Raw genomic sequence first — 18,099 nt, 5'->3', positions numbered from 1 at the left:
TGGATAAGTCACTCACCCGGACGGGTGAGAACGGCCCCGGGAAGGGCGGCGGTCAGGCCCGTTCCGCCACTCGCGCAGGGTCGTCCAACACGCCGCGCACCACCGAGTGCGCCGCCCCGAGCAGCGGTCCCTCGGAGCCCAGCTCGGACACCGACACCGGGCAGGCGGGGCCCGCCGTGCGCCGGGCCAGCTCCGCCCGCAGGGACGGCAGCAGCCAGGGCGCGAGTCCGGCGAGTGCGCCGCCGAGCACGACGTTCTCCGGGTCCAGCAGGTTGACCGCGCCGGTCAGCGCGATCCCGAGTGCCTCTCCGGCCTCGCGCAGGGCCCGGCGTACGTTCTCGTCCCCGTCCGTCGCGCGGTGCGACAGCAGCCCGACACGGTCCTCACCCGGCTCCAGTCCGGCCGCCCGCAGCACGGCCTCCTCGCCGGCGTACTGCTCCAGGCAGCCGCGCCCGCCGCACGGGCAGCCGGGCCCGTCCGGGTGGACCGGCACATGGCCCAACTCGCCCGCGAAACCGCGTGTTCCGTGCAACAGCCGCCCGTCCACCACGACCGCGGCGCCGATGCCGATCTCCGCGGAGACGTGCAGGAAGTCGTGCGGGGTGCCGTCGCCGAGCCAGAGCTCGGCGAGAGCGCCGAAGTTGGCCTCGTTGCCCACGGTCGGCGCGAGTTCGGCGGGCAGCAGGGCACCGAGGTCGGTGTCGTGCCAGTCGAGGTTCGGTGCGCGGACGACGGTCCGGGCGTCGCGCGCCACCAGTCCGGGCACGGCCACGGCCAGCCCCGCCGGCCACAGCCCGAGGCCCTCCGCGTCGGCGACGACCTGCCGCACCAGGTCGGTGAGCTCGGCGGTCACCGGCTCGGGGGAGCGGCCCCGGTTGGCGCCGTGGCGCACGGCCCGGGCACGTATCTCGCCGCGCAGGTCGACGGCGCAGACCGCGAGGTGGTCGACGCCGATCTCGGCACCGATCCCGGCGGGGCCGTGTCCGCTGACGGCGAGCGCCGAGCCCGGCCTGCCCACCCGGCCGGGCCGTTCCGGACCGAGTTCCTCCAGCAGTCCCGAGCGGATGAGCTCGTCGACCAGGCTCGACACGGCCGCGCGGGTCAGCCCGATGTGCGAGGCGACGGCGGCACGGGACAGCGGCCCCTGGGCGCTGACGGTGTGCATCACCCGGGCGAGGTTGCGCCGCCGCATCCCCTGCTGGGTGTCGGGCAGCGCGCGTCCGGGGCCGGCCGGGCGGGCCTCGTGCAGCGGTGCGGTCATGCCTCCGTCCGTCCTCGCTCGGTGTCGGTCGCCGGTTCGACGGGCCCGCGCAGGTGGCTCAGCGTGCGTCCGTCCCCCGCTCCAGCAGCGGAGCCGCGTCGGAGAGTACCCCGGTGATCCTCGCCAGTGCCGCCTCGTCCCGCTCCACGGCCTCCAGCACCGGACCGGCCGCGGTGTTCCAGCGGCGGGCGACCGCGGCCGGATCCTCGCCGGTGAGCAGGCCGGCCGCCTGCGCCGCCGCGCCCAGCGCGACCAGTTCCTTGGCCTCGGGCACCTGGACCGGGCGGCCCGAGAGCCGTCGTACGGTCTGCTGCCAGGCCGTGCCCCGGGCGCCGCCGCCGATCAGCAGCAGCGGGGTCGAGCGGTCGGCGTCCTCGTCGAGGACCAGGTCGAGCGCGCCGAGCAGCGCGTGGACGGCGCCGTCGTAGGCGGCCTGGAGGAGCTGGCCGCCGGTGGTGTCGTGGCGCAGCCCGTGCAGCAGTCCCGAGGCGTTCGGGAGGTTGGGGGTGCGCTCGCCGTCCAGGTAGGGGAGCAGGGTGACGGCGGTGGTGGGCTCGACCGCCTCGCGGTCCAGGCCCAGCAGGGCGGCGATCCGGTCGACGGCGAGGGTGCAGTTCAGGGTGCAGGCCAGGGGCAGCCAGTCGCCGTGGGCGTCGGCGAAGCCCGCCACCGTGCCGGTGGGGTCCGTGGGGCGCCGCTTGGACACGGCGTACACCGTGCCGGAGGTGCCCAGGCTCAGCACCGGGGTGCCGGGGCGCAGGCCGAGGCCCAGCGCGGCGGCGGCGTTGTCGCCGGTGCCGGGGGCGACCAGGGTGCCCTTGGAGAACGGCAGGTCGTGGCCGTCGCGCACGGTTCCGGCCACCTCACCGGGCCGGACCACGCGGGGCAGCAGGGCCGGGTCGAGTCCGACGTGGGCGAGGATCTCGTCGTCGTAGGACTCGGTCCCCGAGGCCCACCAGCCGGTGCCGGAGGCGTCTCCGCGGTCGGTGGTGCCCTGGCCCGTCAGGCGCTCGGTGAGGTAGTCGTGGGGGAGCCGGACGGCCTTGGTGGCGCGGACGGCCTCCGGTTCGTGCTCGGCCAGCCAGGCCCACTTCGTGACCGTGAAGGAGGCCGCCGGGACCGACCCGGTGCGCTCGGCCCAGAACTTCGCGCCGCCCAGTTCCTCGGTCAGCCGGCGGGCCTGCGGCGCGGAGCGCACGTCGTTCCACAGCAGGGCCGGGCGGACCGGCTCGCCGCGCTCGTCCAGGGTGACCAGGCCGTGCTGCTGGCCGCCGATCGAGACCGCGGCCGCCTCGCGGGCCGCGTCCCCGCACTGGCGCAGGGCCTCGTTCAGCGCGTCCCACCACTGACGCGGGTCGCTCTCCCGGCCGGCGCCGGAGGTCACGGTGTGCGGCGCCTGGCCGCTCGCGACGACCTGTCCGGTGGCCGCGTCCACGACCAGCGCCTTCGTGGACTGCGTGGATGTGTCCACGCCGACGACGAGCGGACCCTCGGCTGCTGACATCGGGCTCTCCTCAAGTTTTTTCGCGGCTCTTCGGGGTCTGTCTTCCCAGAGATGCGTTCGCATACTAATTTGTAAACGGCCATGACGAAATAGTCTCAGCACGCAAGGAGCCGCGGCATGAACTACCAGCCCACCCCCGAGGACAGGTTCACCTTCGGCCTGTGGACCGTCGGCTGGCAGGGACGGGACCCGTTCGGCGACGCCACGCGCCGTGCCCTCGACCCGGTCGAGACCGTGCGGCGTCTGTCCGAGCTCGGTGCCCACGGCGTGACCTTCCACGACGACGACCTGATCCCCTTCGGGTCCTCCGACAGCGAGCGCGAGGGCCACATCAAGCGCTTCCGCGAGGCCCTGGACGCCACCGGCATGAAGGTGCCGATGGCCACCACCAACCTCTTCACGCACCCGGTCTTCAAGGACGGCGCCTTCACCGCCAACGACCGTGACGTGCGCCGCTACGCGCTGCGCAAGACGATCCGCAACATCGACCTCGCTGCCGAGCTCGGCGCCGAGACCTACGTCGCCTGGGGCGGCCGTGAGGGCGCCGAGTCCGGTGCCGCCAAGGACGTGCGCGTCGCCCTGGACCGCATGAAGGAGGCGTTCGACCTCCTCGGCGAGTACGTCACCGAGCAGGGCTACAACCTGAAGTTCGCCATCGAGCCCAAGCCGAACGAGCCGCGCGGCGACATCCTGCTGCCCACCGTCGGCCACGCGCTGGCGTTCATCGAGCGCCTGGAGCGCCCGGAGCTGTACGGCGTCAACCCCGAGGTCGGCCACGAGCAGATGGCCGGGCTGAACTTCCCGCACGGCATCGCGCAGGCCCTGTGGGCGGGCAAGCTCTTCCACATCGACCTCAACGGCCAGTCCGGCATCAAGTACGACCAGGACCTGCGCTTCGGCGCCGGCGACCTGCGCTCCGCCTTCTGGCTGGTCGACCTCCTGGAGAGCGCCGGCTACGCGGGCCCGAAGCACTTCGACTTCAAGCCGCCGCGGACCGAGGACCTCGACGGCGTGTGGGCGTCGGCCGCGGGCTGCATGCGCAACTACCTCATCCTCAAGGAGCGCGCGTCCGCCTTCCGCGCCGACCCGGAGGTCCAGGAGGCCCTGCGCGCCTCCCGCCTGGACGAGCTGGCACAGCCCACCGCGGCCGACGGCCTCAAGGCGCTGCTCGCGGACCGCGCGGCCTTCGAGGAGTTCGACGTGGAGGCGGCCGCCGCGCGCGGCATGGCCTTCGAGCGGCTCGACCAGCTGGCGATGGACCACCTGCTGGGCGCGCGCGGCTGACACGCGCGCGTGTACTCGGTTTGCTCGGTGCGCTCGGTTCGTGAGTGATCGCGCTTCGCGACCCCCGTACGGAATGTTCCGGAATCATGCGGTCCACGGCATGAGCCCGTATCAACTCCCGTACGGGGGTCGCGGCATGACCGCTTCGAGGCGACTCTGGACGGTATGGGCATCCCGCCGGTACCCCCTCAGCCGCCCGGCCCACCGGGTGACACGCCGCCTCAGGGCGGCGGTTTCGGACCGCCTCCCGACGATCACGGACGCACCTCCTACGGCGGCACCCCGCCGACCCGGCCGATGGGCCCCGTGGGTGATCCGGGCCCCGACGGTCCCAGAAGGCGCCGGAGCCCGCTCTTCGCCGTGCTGGCCCTGATCGTGGCCGCGGTGGCGATCGGCGCCGTGGTCCTGATGTCGTCGGGCAGCGAGGACTCCAAGGACGACAAGCCGGCCCCGGAGAGCACCAGCGGCTCTCCCAGGCCGTCGTTCAGTCTCCCGACCGAACTCCCCAGTGAGCTGCCCTCGCAGTTCCCCACGGAGCTGCCGAGCGGCTTCCCCAGCGACCTGCCCAGCGATCTCGAATCCCTGATCCCGTCGCTGCCGGAGGAAGTGTTCCCGTAGGGTCCCGTCCGCCGCACGCCCGCCGGCCGCGCGCCGGGGTCAGATGCCGTGCGGCAGCCGCACGTACGTCACCGTCGTCTCCACCCCGCTGTCGACCAGCCGGCCCCGGGCGTCGAACGCGCCCGCGCCGTCCGTCATCCCGAAGTCGTTGTCGTTGATCACAGCGAGCGTGTCATGGTCCACGCGCGCGACACCCTCGATCTTCCCGGGCACCCCGGCGACCGTCCCCAGGTCGACGACGAGCCGCTTGCCGAGCATCGGGACGCCCGAGGCCGCCGGGTCCTCGAGCTGCTCCAGCGACGGCGACGTCGTGTCGTCGTCCCAGCGGCTGCCGAGGATGTCCGCGGTCCTCTCCAGCCGCACGAGCTGAAGCCGTGCCGCCTTGTCGGTGCGCTCCTCGACCAGCAGCCGGTCACCGCCCACGGCGACCACGGAGGAGATCTTGAGCTCGGAGGTGTCGTCCTCGCCCGGATCCACCACGTCCACCGGGTCGAAGCGGTACGCGTACTCCGCGGTGACCGCCTTCTTCTTCGGCGAGAAACGCAGCAGCCGCGTGGTCCGGGAGGCCTCGCCGGAGCCCGTGTCCGGCACCGACAGCGGGCTCTGCAGAGCGATCACCAGATCGCCGCCCGGCAGCTGGGCGAGCCCCTCGAAACCGCGGTTGATCTTCCGATGCAGGTAGACGGACGGCAGGGCCTCCACCACCGGGTAGTCGGTACCGGTGAGATCGAGTCCCTCGGGCACGTACCGCGTGAGGACCCTCCCGCGCGCGGAGACGTGGACCAGGCTGGGGCCGTACTCGTCGACGAGCCAGAAACTCCCGTCCCCGGCGCGCACGATGCCCTCGGTGTCCAGCCCGTTCGGGTTGTACGCCACCGAGGCCGTCGCGTTGTAGTCGTAAGGCGCCTCGTCACGCCCCGCCTGGTTCGACAGGCCGGTGACCGCCGTGCCGGAGGCCGTGGTGACCGGAATCGCGTCCAGCACCCTCACCGTGTCGCCGGACACTCGGATCCTCACGATCGCCGGGTCGAAGCCCGGCACCGGGAACGTGCGGCGCTTGGTGCCGTCCACCTTGATCTGGCCGTTTGGGCCGCGGTCGGTCACCGTCCAGAACTCGCCCTTGCGGCCCGCCGGGTAGATATCGCTGCCGATGCCGCCGAGGTCCACGCCCCGGTCGTCGCCCACCGTGCCGGGCAGCAGCGCGTTGCTGAACGCGCCCAGAGGGATGTCGCCGAGCGTCGCCGTCCGCACGACGTGCGCCTTCCCGGCGGGCGCGGCCTCGGCGGGGCCCGCCGCGATCAAGGCGGCGATCAGGGCGAGGGGCACGCCCGCCGCGGCGACGCGTCCGGCGGGGCGTCGACCGGTGGCATACGGGGACATCGGGCCTCCTGAGGGGCAAGTTCGGTGACAGCGGCCAGATTTGGGCCCCGCGCGAAACGCCGTACGACCGCCGGGTGAACGCGGGGCGTCGACCGCTCGGCGAGCACAACTCGCCGGTTCAGCGGAACTCGTCGGTTCAGACGCCCTCGTCGTGCCCGGCGGCGGTCTCCACACAGGCGAGCGCGGTCGCGGGATCCTGGGCCGCCCCGCCCGCCGGGACCCAGTGCCCCTGTTCCTTCCGGTACGGCCACCAGCGGCCGTCGCGGCCCAGGCGGAGCTGGCCGGGCGCGCCGACCACCGTCCACCGGTTGCCGGTCGCCCGCAGGACGGGCCGTTCGTCCTCCTCCCAGGCCGCGTCCAGAGCGGCACGCGCGCGTGCGAGCGTTTCGCCCTCGACGCCCCACTCCTCCTCGCACACCGCCAGCGCAGCTACTCCGCCGAGCCGCCACGCACGCACGGCCAGGGCGAGTTGGTCCCGGCCGCGTCCGGAGCCGTCGGCGAGCCGGACGGTCACGGCCTCCTCGGGGTCGCCGGCTGCCAGGCGGACGGCATCCTGGGCCACCGTCAACCCCGTTTCCGGCGCCGTTTCGGCCCGCAGCGCGTCGGCGAGCAGCCGGCGAGCCTCCACGGCGGTCCGCGCGGCCAGGAACTCCAGCGCGGCCGGGTCGACACCGGGTGCGGGCGAGGCCTCGGTGTCCAGGGACGGCGGTACGCCCGGCCTTTCGGGCAGCCCGGCGAGGGCGGGCAGCGGAGGCAGGATGCCGCCGGCCGCGTAGGCCTCGGCCGCGTCCACGCCCGCCGGCCCGGCCGTCGACGGGTCGGGCGTGGCGCTGCGCTCCTGGAGGGCGTCCAGCAGGGGACGCTCGGCGCGTCCCCGCATCAGCAGCAGGACGAAGGGATCCTGGTCCAGCAGCCGCGCCACCTGATGGCACAGGGCGACCGTGTGCCCGCAGTGGTCCCAGGTGCCGCAGTCGCACTCCGGCTCCAGTTCGCCCATGCCCGGCAGCAGGTCGATGCCGGCCGCCGCCGCGTCCTCGACCAGGTGCGGCGGCATGTCGCGGTCCAGCAGCGCCGCGACATGCCCGGACCGCTCCACCGCCATGCCGAGGAAGCGGTCCCACTGCTCGTCGGACAGCTCCGCGAGCAGCACATCGGCCCGGTGCGCCGCGCCGTCATGGTCCTGGACCACGGCGGTGATCCGCCCCGGCCGCACCGACACCGCGCCGACCGCTCCCGCGCGCGCGAGCCTGCGGCCCGCCTTAACCTGCACCGAGTCCAGCGCCGTGTCCTCCAGCGCCTTCAGCCAGGCCCGGCCCCACCACGTCTGCGCGAAGGCCCGCCCCTGCGCGGGCGGCAACGCGGCGAACGTCCGTTCTGCTTCTGTATCCGTGTACTCGTTCATCGCTCTCCCCCTCGCAGCGCGACCAGATCGGCCAGCTCCGCGTCCGTCAGTTCCGTGAACGCCGCCTCGCCCGCGCCCAGGACGGCGTCCGCCAGCTCCCTCTTGCGGTCGAGCATGGCGGCGATGCGGTCCTCGATGGTCCCCTCGGCGATCAGCCGGTGCACCTGCACGGGCCGGGTCTGGCCGATGCGGTACGCGCGGTCCGTGGCCTGTGCCTCGACGGCCGGGTTCCACCAGCGGTCGTAGTGCACGACATGTTCGGCCCGGGTGAGGTTCAGCCCCGTGCCCGCGGCCTTCAACGACAGCAGGAAGACCGGCACCTCACCGTCCTGGAACCGTCGCACCATCGCCTCCCGCCGCGGCACCGGCGTCCCGCCGTGCAGGAACTGCGAGGCCACGCCACGGGCCGACAGGTGCCGCTCGATCAGGCGGGCCATCGCCACGTACTGCGTGAAGACCAGGACGCCCGCGCCCTCGGCGAGGATGGTGTCGAGGAGTTCGTCCAGGAGCTCCAGCTTCCCCGAGCGCCCGGTGATGGTCGGCCGGTCCTCCTTGAGGAACTGCGCCGGGTGGTTGCAGATCTGCTTCAGCCCCGTCAGCAGCTTCACGATCAGTCCGCGGCGGGCCATGGTGTCCGCGCCGGAGATCTCCGCGAGCGTCTCGCGCACCACCGCCTCGTACAGCCCCGCCTGTTCGGGGGTGAGCGAGACGGCGCGGTCGGTCTCGGTCTTCGGCGGCAGCTCCGGGGCGATCCCCGGATCCGACTTGCGGCGGCGCAGCAGGAAGGGGCGCACGAGCCGGGCGAGCCGTTCGGCGGCGGCCGGGTCCTGCCCGCTCTCGACGGCCTGCGCGTACCGCGTGCGGAAGGTGCCGAGCCGTCCCAGCAGTCCCGGGGTCGTCCAGTCGAGGATCGCCCACAGTTCCGACAGGTTGTTCTCCACCGGCGTGCCGGTGAGCGCCACGCGTGCGCGTGCGCCGATGGAACGCAGCTCTCGGGCGGTCGCCGAGTACGGGTTCTTCACGTGCTGGGCCTCGTCCGCCACGACCATGCCCCACGGCACCCCGGCGAGCCGGGCCGCGTCCAGGCGCATCGTGCCGTACGTGGTGAGCACGAACTCCCCGTCGGCCAGGGCGTCCAGGCCGCGCCGCGCCCCGTGGAAGCGGCGCACCGGCGTGCCGGGCGCGAATTTCTCGATCTCGCGCTGCCAGTTGCCCATCAGGGACGTGGGACACACCACGAGGGTGGGACCGGCGGACGCGGCCTCGGTCTGCCGGTGCAGATGCAGCGCGATCAGGGTGATCGTCTTGCCCAGGCCCATGTCGTCGGCCAGACAGCAGCCCAGACCCAGGGACGTCGTCCGGACCAGCCAGCTCAGTCCGCGCCGCTGGTAGTCCCGCAGCGTGGCGTCGAGAGCGGCCGGCTGACCGACCGGCTCCTGCGCCTCGGGGTCCTCAAGACGCTCCCGCAGGGCCGCCAGCCAGCCCGTGGGCTCCACCTCGACCCGGCCGCCGTCGACCTCCGTCGAGCCCGTCAGCGCGGCGCTCAGCGCGTCGATGGGGGTCACCTTGCGGTCCTGCCGGGCGCGGGCCCGGCGCACCTCGTGGGGATCGACCAGGACCCACTGGTCGCGCAGCCGTACGACGGGACGGTCGGCCTCGGCGAGACGGTCCAGTTCCCCGCGGGTGAGGTGCCGGTCGCCCAGGGCGAACCGCCAGTCGAAGGCGATGAGCGCGTCGACGGACAGGAACGACGGCGTGTCCGAGGAGACGCTGTCGGGCCTCGCCTTCTCGTCGGGGGGACCGACCACCGCGCGGGTGGTCAGTTCGCGGGCCAGCTCCTTGGGCCAGTGCACCGCCACCGCGGCCCCCGACAGGGCCCGGCCGCCTTCTCCGAGCAGGTCGGTGACCTCCTCGTCGGCCAGGTCGACGGCATCGGGCACGGCCGCCGACAGCAGCGGCGCGAGCGGTGGCCAGGCGCGGGCGGCGCGGCGCAGCGCGAGCAGGGCGTCCATCCGCGCGCGTGGGCCGAAGCCCCCGCTCGCGGCCACGGAGCCCCGCCACACCTCGGCGGCGTCCGCGACGAGCGTCGGATCGCTCACGCTGTGCACCTGGAGCACCGCCCGGAACGCGAGCGCCGGGGCGTCGGGTGCCTCTTCCGCCGCCTCCTCCGCCTCGTCGGGCAGGCCCGTCACCTCGACCCGCAGCGAGAGCCGTACGCCCACGTCGTGACCGGCGGCGACGTCGGCCGCCCAGGCGCGCTGCTCGGGCAGCCGACGTGGTTCCGGGGCCGCGTAGGCGGGGCCGCCCGTCGCCAACGGGGCGGCGGGGGACCGGGGCAGGGCGTCGGCCACCGCGTCCAGGAAGGCGCGCAGCAGCTCCTCCGGCTCGCGCAGCCGCGGCGGCCCGGCGCCGTCCAGGGGCACGGCGTGCGCCTCGGGAGGCATCGCCGCGGCCAGTCGCCGCAGGGCCTCGACGTCCTCCGGCCCGAGGGGACCCACCCGCCAGGCGTCGTGGTCCTGCGCGGACAGGCCGGGCAGCAGCAGCCCGCGGGCGACGAAGTGCAGCGCCAGCACGGCCGCGGCACCCCAGAAGGCCGTGCTGCGGTCCGCGTGATCGAGGGCACGCGTGCGCGTGAGGATCGGCAGGGCGGCGCGCGCGGGTACCAGGACGGCGGGCACGCTCACCCGGTCGGCTCCGTCGTCGCCGGGCACGACGACGGTCAGCTCCGCACCCGTCCCGGCCGCGACAGCGGGCGGCGGGTCGCCGTCGGGCCGCCAGAAGGCGACGGTGCCGGTCCGGGCCGGATCGCCGGGCACGAACACGGCACAGCATGCGGCGAGTTCGGAGAGCTCGTCCGGCGTTGCCGGGGGAATCCTCTGCACAGGGATGCCCTACTCCTCAAGTTTGACTACTGTGGGACGGAGTCGCCGAGGGTACAGCAGTCCGGCGGCACGTTCGGCATGGCTGGGATGTGATCCGCGTCATGGCGCGGGTGGGGTGTCGTCAACCCCCCTGTCGCACGGTGCTGGCCCCAGCCCGCACACGGGGGGTGCCCTCATGGTCGCGGCAGGTCACCGGTCCGTACGTTTCCTCAGGTCAGCGCATTTTCCTGAGAGAGCCGGAGCCCGGACATGTCCCAGACCACCCCAGCCCTCGCCGTCCGCCCAGGCGGAGCATCCGGCTCACCGGCCGGCGGCAGCGAGTTCAGCCCTCTGCTGCGCGCGGTCAGGAGTCAGGGCCTCCTGGAGCGCCGCCACGGCTGGTACGCGCGCGTCATCGCCCTCAACACGCTCGCTCTGGCCGCCGTCGCCACGGGAATCGTCCTCATCGGCAACTCCTGGTGGACGTTACTGCTCGCGCCCGTGCTGGCGGTGTTCGGCGCACGCACGGCCTTCATAGGCCACGACGCCGGCCACGCGCAGATCACCGGCAACAAGGCGGTCGGCCGTCTCATCGGCCTCGTCCACGGCAACCTGCTGCTGGGAATGAGCTACTCCTGGTGGAACCACAAGCACAACCGCCACCACGCCAACCCCAACCACATCGACAAGGACCCCGACGTCGCCGCCGACGTGCTCGTGTTCACCGGAGAGCAGGCCAAGGCGCGGACGGGCTTCCGGCGCTGGCTCACCCGTCACCAGGCATGGCTGTTCTTCCCGCTCACCCTCCTCGAAGGCATCGCCCTGAAGATCCACGGTTTCCGGGACCTGCGTCGGCAGTCGCCAGGGGAGCGCTCCGTCGAGGCCCTGCTGCTGATCGGCCACGTCGCCGGCTACGCGGTGCTCCTGCTCACAGCCATGTCTCCCGGCAAGGCCCTGGCCTTCGCCGCCCTCCACCAGGCCCTCTTCGGCCTGCATCTGGGGCTGTCCTTCGCGCCCAACCACAAGGGCATGGAGATGCCCGATCCGGACGGCGTCCCCTGGGGCCACCTGCGCCGCCAGGTCCTCACCTCGCGCAACATCCGCGGCGGCGCCGTGACCGACTGGTTCCTCGGCGGCCTCAATTACCAGATCGAGCACCACCTGTTCCCCAGCATGCCCCGACCCCATCTGCGGCTCGCCCGTCCGCTGGTGCGCTCCCACTGCCGAGAACTGGGTATCCCCTACGCGGAGACCGGGCTCGTCGACTCCTACCGACAGGCCCTGGGCCACATGCACGAGGTGGGGGAGCCCCTGCGTGCCGGATAGGGGCGGACCTCGGGGATGTCTCAGGGGTGTCTCAGGGTCGCGATCCGGAACCGTGGGAGGCGCGGACCCGTTTTTCTGGACAGAGAGCGGCAGTGGCCGCGAAGGAGGCGACGCACATGTCGAAGAACGCGAAGATCGCCGCAGGAGGTGTGGCTGCCGGACTGCTCCTGTGGATCTGGCTGCCGTGGTGGGCGGCGCTCCTGATAGTCGTGGGAGTCCCGGCCGCCGCGTACCTCACGCTCGACCCCTCGCAGCGGCGCAGGCTGCGCCGTGTCACACGCAAGGAGCTCGGCCGCTGACGCACCACCGTGGCGGAACGCCCCGGCCCGCGAGGTGCAACACCCTCCCGGGCGGGGGCGTGCGGCGCCGCTCCTCAGGGCGTCACAGCGGACGTACGGCCATCTTGTCGAGTGCCTCCAGCAGGCCCGGAAGCTCCGGCCCCCGGCCCACCGGCAGGACCTCGCCGGGCTCGTCGTCGAGCAGGACGAACGCGATGTCGTCGGTCCTGGCCACGAGTGACCAACCGGGACCGTCGGCACGCAGGGTCCGTGCGTCCCCCGGCGCGAAGGACGACCTGACCCGGCCGAGCGGCGGCGGCGCGTCCACATAGGCGCGGGCCTCCGCCAGAACCCGTCGGATACCGCTGTGACCGCTCGTGGGCGCCTCCTGCTCGCCCTCCCGCCCCATGGTCCCGGTGGAGTCGCCGGCGGCGGCTGTCCCCGAGGCGGATCCACCGGACGGAGTCGCGAACGCCGAGTCGTCGATCTGCTCCCGCCACACCGCCCACTGGAGCGCGATCTCGTCGGCCCCCAGCCGCCGCTGGGCCGGGCCCCACGTCGAGGTGTCCGGTGGGGTCAGCGGATCGCACTCCGCGATCTCCGGGGCGGGGTCGTGCGGCGCCGGCACGCCCGGGGCCGCGACGGCCACGTCGAGAGGCCAGCCGGGCAGGGCGGCGACCACCGTGCGCTCGTCCGGCGACAGATCGTGCTCCATGCCGCAGTCCCACGACGCGATGGCGACGGCGACCAGGGAGACGTCGTCCACGACGACCGTCCAGCGGGCACCCTCACCGTCCTGGCCGAGCACCAGGCCGTACCCGTCGGCCAGAGGCGCGAGCCCCAGTGCCGCGCAGGCCTCCGGATAGTCGTCGCCCAGCACGCTCGGGAACTTCGCCGGCGTCAGCAGCGCCGCCGTCAGCACATAGAGCGCGTCCTCCGCGGCGGCGACGGTGTCCTCGTCCGTCCCGGCCATCCCAGCCTCCCCATCGGTTCGTCCAACGGCGCGCACCCTAGTGCGCCCGGAAGGAGCTTGTCACGGCTCCCCAGCCCACCCGGAGCTGCCGTTTTCCGGCCGGTCGGGGCGAAAGCGGCCATCTCGCCGCGGTCCGTCAGGCCGCCGGAAGCCCGAGCAGCGCCCGCGCCACCGTCCGAGGTGACTCGTCGCGCTCCCGTGCGAGGGCGATCACGGCCCGGCACGCCAGCTCGTTCACCCCGAACGACAGGGCCTCCGGCGACACCCAGCCGGCGGCCTCGTCGATCCGCTCCTGGTCGTCCTCCGCGCAGGCCGAGACATACGCGGCGGCGGCCTCGAAGAGATTGTGCGGGCGGGCCTCCCGGCCGGTCTTCGTCTCGGAACGCAAGGAGTTGAGGAATCTGGTACCGGACTTGCGGACCCTGCCGAACATGCTGACCACCTTCCCCCTGTGTGGTTGCCATGGCTGACCGTCATCTCGTGCTACTCAACGTAGAGTTGGAGCCCGGACGGCAGAAGGGGGAGCGGGCCGGGAAGCGCCTCCGACAGCCCGCGCCACGCGCGCGTGCCGGAGAGCGTCGGCCCCCCTGTCAGCCCTCGCGGACGGCCAGCGCCAGGAAGCGGTCGTCCTCGTCGACGTACGACGTCAGACGCCACCCGGAACCGGCCAGCAGCGGACGGAGGTTCGGCTCGGCGCGCAGGTCGTCCGGGGTGATCCGCCGGCCCTGGCGCGCGGCGAGGGCGGCCCTGCCGATCGGGTGGAACAGGGCCAGGACGCCGCCGGGACGTACCACCCGGGCCAACTCCCGCACGTTCTCGGCCGGGTGGGCCAGGTGGGAGATCAGCCCGGCACCGAACACCGCGTCGAGCGATGCGGAGCGCAGCGGAAGGGCCGCCACGTCTGCCAGCACCAGCCGCCCGTCGCGGTCCCGTCCGGCCCGTACGGCGGCTTGCAGCATGGCCGGCGTCAGATCGGCCCCGACCACCACCCCGGAGGCCCCCACGGCCGCGCGCAGCGGCGTCAGGGCCCGCCCGGTGCCGCAGCCGGCGTCGAGCACCCGGTCGCCCTCGCGCAGCCCGAGCTCGGCGACCGCGGCGGCGTAGGCCGGGCCGTCGTCGGGAAATCGGCTGTCCCAGTCGGCGGCGCGGGCCGCGAAGAACTCCTGCACACGCGTGTGGTCGTCGCTCATGTTCCGCATGATCCCTCACCGGCACGGATGACGCCCGGGTGCACACGTTCGAGCGTGACGCGATCGTTCCGGTACCTCTCTACGTCATATTCCAACACCTTTCGAAATGCGCCCCCTTTGCGCGCCCTTGCCCGGACTAGCGTCCCGGGGTCATGGGACACCTGGACCACGCCGCCCTGGGGTGGCTGACCCCCGCGCTCTCGTACGTGATGGCCTGCATAGGGGCCGCGCTCGGGCTGCGCTGTACCGTCCGCGCGCTCGGCGCGACCGGACGCTCGCGCCGCAACTGGCTCATCACGGCGGCCTCCGCGATCGGCACCGGCATCTGGACCATGCACTTCGTGGCCATGCTCGGCTTCAGCGTCACCGGTACCGACATCCGCTACGACGTACCGCTCACGATCGTGAGCCTCCTCGTCGCCATGATCGTCGTCTGTGCCGGCGTCTTCGCCGTCGGCTACGGGCGCGACCGCACCCGCGCCCTCTTCCTCGGCGGACTCACCACCGGACTCGGCGTGGCCAGCATGCACTACCTCGGCATGGCGGCGGTCCGCCTGCACGGCGACGTCGGCTACGACCCCGTCCTCGTCGGACTCTCCGTCCTGATCGCCGTCGTCGCGGCCACCGCCGCCCTGTGGGCGGCCCTCAACATCAAGTCACCCGTCGCCGTCACCATCGCCTCCCTGATCATGGGGGCGGCGGTGAGCAGCATGCACTACACCGGGATGTTCGCGGTGAGCGTGCGGGTGGCGCCCTCGGACGCGGCCCTGTCCGGGGCCACGGCCATGCAGTTCATCTTTCCCCTCGCCGTCGGCCTCGGGTCCTACCTCTTCCTGACCTCCGCCTTCGTCGCGCTGTCGCCCACGACGGGGGAGCGCCGGGCCTCCGCCTCCGCCCAGCGTCCGGTCGAGAGCACGGCCCGCTAGCGGCGGCCCGCACCCGGCACTGCCCGGACCACCACCGCCCGGACGACATCCCCGACCCACTCCCGAGCGAGGAGGCCATGCGTACACCGCGTAGGACCCCCACAGCAGGCGCCCCGACGCCGCTCCAGCCCACCGCGCGCGGCCGCCGCGCCCACGCCGGACCACCGGCCGAGGAACACCCGGACGAGCCGGTCGACGCGGCGGCGCAGGACACGCCCACGCCCGCGGGACCGTGGCGGCTGCGGCCGCGGACCGTACGGGCCAAGATCGTCTGCCTGCTGATGGTCCCGGTCGTCTCCCTGCTCGCCCTGTGGGCGTACGCGACCGTCACCACCGCCCAGGACGTCTCCCGGCTGCGCCAGCTCCAGCGCGTGGACTCCATGATCCGCACCCCCGTCGCCGAGGCCGTGGCCGCGCTCCAGAACGAGCGGGCGGCCGCCGTCCGCTACGCGACCGACCCGTCCACCACACGGAGCGGCGACCTGAAGACCCTCGCCCGGCGCACGGACCGCGCGGTGGCCGCGCTGCGGCTCGGTGACGACAGCACCGTCGCCGACAGCGAGGAACTGCCCGCCGGAGTGGCCCAGCGGCTCGAGACGTTCGTCACCGGCGCCGAGCAACTGCGCCCGCTGCGGACCGCCGTACTCGACCACAGGGCGGGCTGGGACGAGACGTACGGGCGCTACACCGTGACCATCGCGAGCGCCTTCGGGGTGGGCGGTGCCCTCACCGGCATCCAGGACGCCGAACTCGGCTCCGACGCGCGCGTACTGCTCGAATTCTCCCGCGCGAGCGAGGCGTTGGCCCAGGAGGACGTCGTCCTCGGCAGCGCGCGCCTCACCGGATCCCTGTCGGGCGAGCGACTGCGGCTGTTCACCGGCGCCGTGGACACCCGCCGCACCCTGACCCAGTCGGCCGTGGCCGACCTGCGCGGCTCCGAACGCGCCGCCTGGACCGGCCTCGCCGACGGCAGCGCCTATGCCGCCGTGCGCACCGCGGAGGACAAGATCCTCGCGGTCGGCTCGGGCAGCCGGGCGGTCCAGGCCGTACCGGAAGCCACCTGGGCGGGCGCCCACGCGCGCGTGCAGGACGGCATGCGGACGATCGCGGAGGACGCGGGACGAGGCGTCGCCGACCGGGCCGACCCCTTCACCCGGGGGCTGCTCACCCCGGCCGGTGCCGCCGTGCTCCTCGGCCTCGTCGCCGTGGCCGCCTCCCTCGTGATCTCCGTACGCATCGGACGCGGCCTGGTCGTCGAACTGGTCAGCCTGCGCAACAGCGCGCTGGAGATCGCCCGGCGCAAACTCCCCGAGGCCATGCGGAAACTGCGCGCGGGCGAGGAGATCGACGTCCGCGCGGAGGCCCCGCCGGGGACACCGGCGGAGGACGAGGCCGGGCAGGTCGCCGAGGCGCTCGGCACCGTCCACCGAGCGGCCCTGCGCGCCGCCGTCGAACGCGCCGAACTCGCCAGCGGCATCTCCGGCGTCTTCGTCAACCTCGCCCGCCGCAGCCAGGTCCTGGTCCACCGGCAGCTGAGCCTCCTCGACAGCATGGAACGCCGCTCCGACGACCCGAACGAGCTCAGCGACCTCTTCCGGCTCGACCACCTCACCACCCGGATGCGGCGCCACGCCGAGAGCCTGATCATCCTCTCCGGGGCCGCGCCCGGCCGTGCCTGGCGCATGCCGGTCTCCCTGACGAACGTGGTCCGCGCGGCCGTCTCCGAAGTCGAGGACTACGCGCGCGTGGAGGTACGGCAACTGCCCGACGCGTCCGTCGTCGGCGCGGCCGTCGCCGACCTCACCCACCTCCTGGCGGAGATCATCGAGAACGCCGCCCAGTTCTCGCCTCCCCACACGCGCGTGCGCGTCACCGGCGAACCCGTGGGCAACGGCTACGCCGTCGAGGTCGAGGACCGCGGCCTGGGCATGGGCAAGGAGACCCTCGCCGAGGCCAACCGGCGCATCGAACAGTCCGAGACGCTCGACCTGTTCGACAGCGACCGACTCGGCCTCTTCGTGGTCAGCAGGCTCGCGGCCCGGCACGACATCAAGGTGCACCTGCGCACCTCGCCCTACGGCGGCACCACCGCGGTCGTGCTGCTGCCCACGGCCCTGCTGCACGCCGGCGCGGCGGAACGTTCCCTCCGCAAACCGGCGGACGCGGAACGGGAGTCGGAACACGTGTACGCGCGCGTGTCCGCCGCCCAGCACCAGGAGTCCGTCCCCTCGGCGGCCGAGCGCCCTGCCCTGGTGGCTCCCGCCCCGGGCGCGGCGGCCGGCGGCAGGGACGAGCACCCGCCCCCCGGAGTCGCCACCCTGCGTCTGCACCGTCCCCCGGACAGCTCCCCGGACCCTTCCGGCCCCGCGGACCCGCCCGAGGACGCCGAGGACTCCATGGACTCCGAGGACCTGCCCCGCCGGGTACGGCAGGCCAGCCTCGCTCCCCAGCTGCGCGAGCGGCCGTCGGAGGAACCCGCCCAGGCACCCGCCGCCGGCGACGACGAGCGCACCCCCGAAGTCGTACGGGACCGCATGGCGGCGTACCGGGACGGCTGGGCCCGCGGCGGCGGGCGGCAACCAGGACGCGGCGCCACACCGGATGCCCCAGCGGGCAGAGACAGCATCGAAGGAGACCGCGGATGATCCAGGACCCGAGCATGAGGGCCGCCGGGCGGTCCGGCGAACTCGACTGGCTGCTGGACGACATGGTGCTGCGGGTGCACGAGGTACGGCACGCCGTGGTGCTGTCCAACGACGGGCTGGCCGTCGGCGCGTCGACCGACCTGCGCCGCGAGGACGCCGAACACCTGGCCGCGGTCGCCTCCGGCTTCCACAGTCTGGCCAAGGGCGCCGGCCGCCACTTCGGGGCCGGAGGCGTACGGCAGACGCTGGTGGAGATGGACGACGGCTTCCTGTTCGTGGCCGCCGCGGGCGACGGCTCCTGCCTGGCCGTTCTCACCTCGGTGACCGCCGACATCGGCCTGGTCGCCTACGAGATGGCACGACTGGTCAAGCGCGTCGGCGAGCACTTGTACACCCCGACGCGCGTCGGCGCGCGGCCGCCCGCCGCCGGATGAGGCACGAAGGCGATCCA

Annotated in this window: 15 protein-coding genes; 7 read left to right on the top strand and 8 right to left on the bottom strand. The window is 73.7% G+C overall.

Translation table 11 applies throughout. From position 1 onward, the window contains the following. Positions 1-52 precede the first annotated feature (52 nt). Positions 53-1,261 carry an ROK family transcriptional regulator gene (locus K4B79_RS31365; RefSeq protein ID WP_232030674.1) on the bottom strand — a complete coding sequence of 403 codons (1,209 nt, stop codon included), beginning with the start codon at positions 1,259-1,261 and terminating at the stop codon, positions 53-55. A 58-nt stretch (positions 1,262-1,319) separates the two neighbouring features. Continuing rightward, positions 1,320-2,765, bottom strand: a complete 1,446-nt coding sequence (gene xylB / locus K4B79_RS31360) for a xylulokinase (protein WP_232030673.1) — start codon at positions 2,763-2,765, stop codon at positions 1,320-1,322. 117 nt (positions 2,766-2,882) lie between these two features. Between xylB and xylA the strand changes: the two genes are divergently transcribed. Beyond that, positions 2,883-4,049: a xylose isomerase gene (gene xylA, locus K4B79_RS31355; RefSeq protein ID WP_232030672.1), complete on the top strand. Its 1,167-nt coding sequence runs from the start codon at positions 2,883-2,885 to the stop codon at positions 4,047-4,049. A gap of 165 nt (positions 4,050-4,214) precedes the next feature. Then, positions 4,215-4,667 carry a hypothetical protein gene (locus tag K4B79_RS31350; RefSeq protein ID WP_232030671.1) on the top strand — a complete coding sequence of 151 codons (453 nt, stop codon included), beginning with the start codon at positions 4,215-4,217 and terminating at the stop codon, positions 4,665-4,667. Between the two features lie 39 nt (positions 4,668-4,706). On the opposite strand, the gene K4B79_RS31345 is transcribed toward K4B79_RS31350, so the two are convergent. The 3 genes from K4B79_RS31345 to K4B79_RS31335 all read right to left on the bottom strand — a co-directional run bounded on the left by K4B79_RS31345 (position 4,707) and on the right by K4B79_RS31335 (position 10,331). Continuing rightward, entirely contained in the window at positions 4,707-6,047 is a 1,341-nt protein-coding gene (locus K4B79_RS31345; RefSeq protein ID WP_232030670.1) for an esterase-like activity of phytase family protein, read from the bottom strand. 136 nt (positions 6,048-6,183) lie between these two features. Then, positions 6,184-7,449 carry an SWIM zinc finger family protein gene (locus tag K4B79_RS31340; protein ID WP_232030669.1) on the bottom strand — a complete coding sequence of 422 codons (1,266 nt, stop codon included), beginning with the start codon at positions 7,447-7,449 and terminating at the stop codon, positions 6,184-6,186. Continuing rightward, the gene (locus K4B79_RS31335) at positions 7,446-10,331 is read right to left on the bottom strand and encodes a DEAD/DEAH box helicase (RefSeq protein WP_232030668.1); all 2,886 of its coding nucleotides are present in this window, start codon (positions 10,329-10,331) and stop codon (positions 7,446-7,448) included. Before K4B79_RS31335 ends, K4B79_RS31340 begins: the two co-directional genes overlap by 4 nt. A gap of 249 nt (positions 10,332-10,580) precedes the next feature. Between K4B79_RS31335 and K4B79_RS31330 the strand changes: the two genes are divergently transcribed. Together K4B79_RS31330 and K4B79_RS31325 are read left to right on the top strand one after the other, a co-directional pair. Then, on the top strand, positions 10,581-11,636 hold the full coding sequence (locus tag K4B79_RS31330) for a fatty acid desaturase family protein (RefSeq protein ID WP_232030667.1): 1,056 nt from the start codon (positions 10,581-10,583) through the stop codon (positions 11,634-11,636). Between the two features lie 116 nt (positions 11,637-11,752). Further along, positions 11,753-11,935 (top strand): hypothetical protein, encoded by a 183-nt coding sequence (locus K4B79_RS31325; RefSeq protein ID WP_232030666.1) that lies wholly within the window; start codon positions 11,753-11,755, stop codon positions 11,933-11,935. Positions 11,936-12,017: 82 nt separating this feature from the next. Here the strand turns inward: K4B79_RS31325 and K4B79_RS31320 are convergent, their stop codons facing one another. The 3 genes from K4B79_RS31320 to K4B79_RS31310 form a co-directional block, all read right to left on the bottom strand. Then, complete coding sequence (locus K4B79_RS31320; RefSeq protein WP_232030665.1) at positions 12,018-12,887, bottom strand: hypothetical protein; 870 nt, start codon at positions 12,885-12,887, stop codon at positions 12,018-12,020. Between the two features lie 136 nt (positions 12,888-13,023). Beyond that, positions 13,024-13,320, bottom strand: coding sequence for a hypothetical protein (locus K4B79_RS31315; protein WP_067427952.1), 297 nt, complete (start codon positions 13,318-13,320; stop codon positions 13,024-13,026). Positions 13,321-13,477: 157 nt separating this feature from the next. After that, complete coding sequence (locus K4B79_RS31310) at positions 13,478-14,077, bottom strand: class I SAM-dependent methyltransferase (RefSeq protein ID WP_232030664.1); 600 nt, start codon at positions 14,075-14,077, stop codon at positions 13,478-13,480. Positions 14,078-14,229: 152 nt separating this feature from the next. On the opposite strand from K4B79_RS31310, the gene K4B79_RS31305 reads away from it, so the two are divergent. From K4B79_RS31305 to K4B79_RS31295, 3 genes are all read left to right on the top strand, one after another. Next, positions 14,230-15,003 carry an MHYT domain-containing protein gene (locus tag K4B79_RS31305; RefSeq protein WP_232030663.1) on the top strand — a complete coding sequence of 258 codons (774 nt, stop codon included), beginning with the start codon at positions 14,230-14,232 and terminating at the stop codon, positions 15,001-15,003. 77 nt (positions 15,004-15,080) lie between these two features. Next, complete coding sequence (locus K4B79_RS31300) at positions 15,081-17,648, top strand: sensor histidine kinase (RefSeq protein WP_232030662.1); 2,568 nt, start codon at positions 15,081-15,083, stop codon at positions 17,646-17,648. Further along, positions 17,645-18,082, top strand: a complete 438-nt coding sequence (locus tag K4B79_RS31295; protein WP_232030661.1) for a roadblock/LC7 domain-containing protein — start codon at positions 17,645-17,647, stop codon at positions 18,080-18,082. Before K4B79_RS31300 ends, K4B79_RS31295 begins: the two co-directional genes overlap by 4 nt. The last annotated feature ends 17 nt before the right edge of the window (positions 18,083-18,099 follow it).

This window comes from Streptomyces lincolnensis (assembly GCF_021173675.1).
Lineage (GTDB): Bacteria > Actinomycetota > Actinomycetes > Streptomycetales > Streptomycetaceae > Streptomyces > Streptomyces lincolnensis_B.
This window is presented reverse-complemented; position numbering and strand designations above follow the sequence as displayed.

Excerpts from the sequence above, each read along its gene's own strand:
- K4B79_RS31350 (WP_232030671.1), top strand. The coding sequence starts at position 4,215 with ATGGGCATCCCGCCGGTACCCCCTCAGCCGCCCGGCCCACCGGGTGAC.
- K4B79_RS31295 (WP_232030661.1), top strand. The coding sequence starts at position 17,645 with ATGATCCAGGACCCGAGCATGAGGGCCGCCGGGCGGTCCGGCGAACTC.
- K4B79_RS31325 (WP_232030666.1), top strand. The coding sequence starts at position 11,753 with ATGTCGAAGAACGCGAAGATCGCCGCAGGAGGTGTGGCTGCCGGACTG.
- K4B79_RS31340 (WP_232030669.1), bottom strand. The coding sequence starts at position 7,449 with ATGAACGAGTACACGGATACAGAAGCAGAACGGACGTTCGCCGCGTTG.
- K4B79_RS31300 (WP_232030662.1), top strand. The coding sequence starts at position 15,081 with ATGCGTACACCGCGTAGGACCCCCACAGCAGGCGCCCCGACGCCGCTC.
- K4B79_RS31310 (WP_232030664.1), bottom strand. The coding sequence starts at position 14,077 with ATGAGCGACGACCACACGCGTGTGCAGGAGTTCTTCGCGGCCCGCGCC.
- K4B79_RS31320 (WP_232030665.1), bottom strand. The coding sequence starts at position 12,887 with ATGGCCGGGACGGACGAGGACACCGTCGCCGCCGCGGAGGACGCGCTC.
- K4B79_RS31345 (WP_232030670.1), bottom strand. The coding sequence starts at position 6,047 with ATGTCCCCGTATGCCACCGGTCGACGCCCCGCCGGACGCGTCGCCGCG.
- K4B79_RS31330 (WP_232030667.1), top strand. The coding sequence starts at position 10,581 with ATGTCCCAGACCACCCCAGCCCTCGCCGTCCGCCCAGGCGGAGCATCC.
- xylB (WP_232030673.1), bottom strand. The coding sequence starts at position 2,765 with ATGTCAGCAGCCGAGGGTCCGCTCGTCGTCGGCGTGGACACATCCACG.
- K4B79_RS31365 (WP_232030674.1), bottom strand. The coding sequence starts at position 1,261 with ATGACCGCACCGCTGCACGAGGCCCGCCCGGCCGGCCCCGGACGCGCG.
- K4B79_RS31315 (WP_067427952.1), bottom strand. The coding sequence starts at position 13,320 with ATGTTCGGCAGGGTCCGCAAGTCCGGTACCAGATTCCTCAACTCCTTG.
- xylA (WP_232030672.1), top strand. The coding sequence starts at position 2,883 with ATGAACTACCAGCCCACCCCCGAGGACAGGTTCACCTTCGGCCTGTGG.
- K4B79_RS31305 (WP_232030663.1), top strand. The coding sequence starts at position 14,230 with ATGGGACACCTGGACCACGCCGCCCTGGGGTGGCTGACCCCCGCGCTC.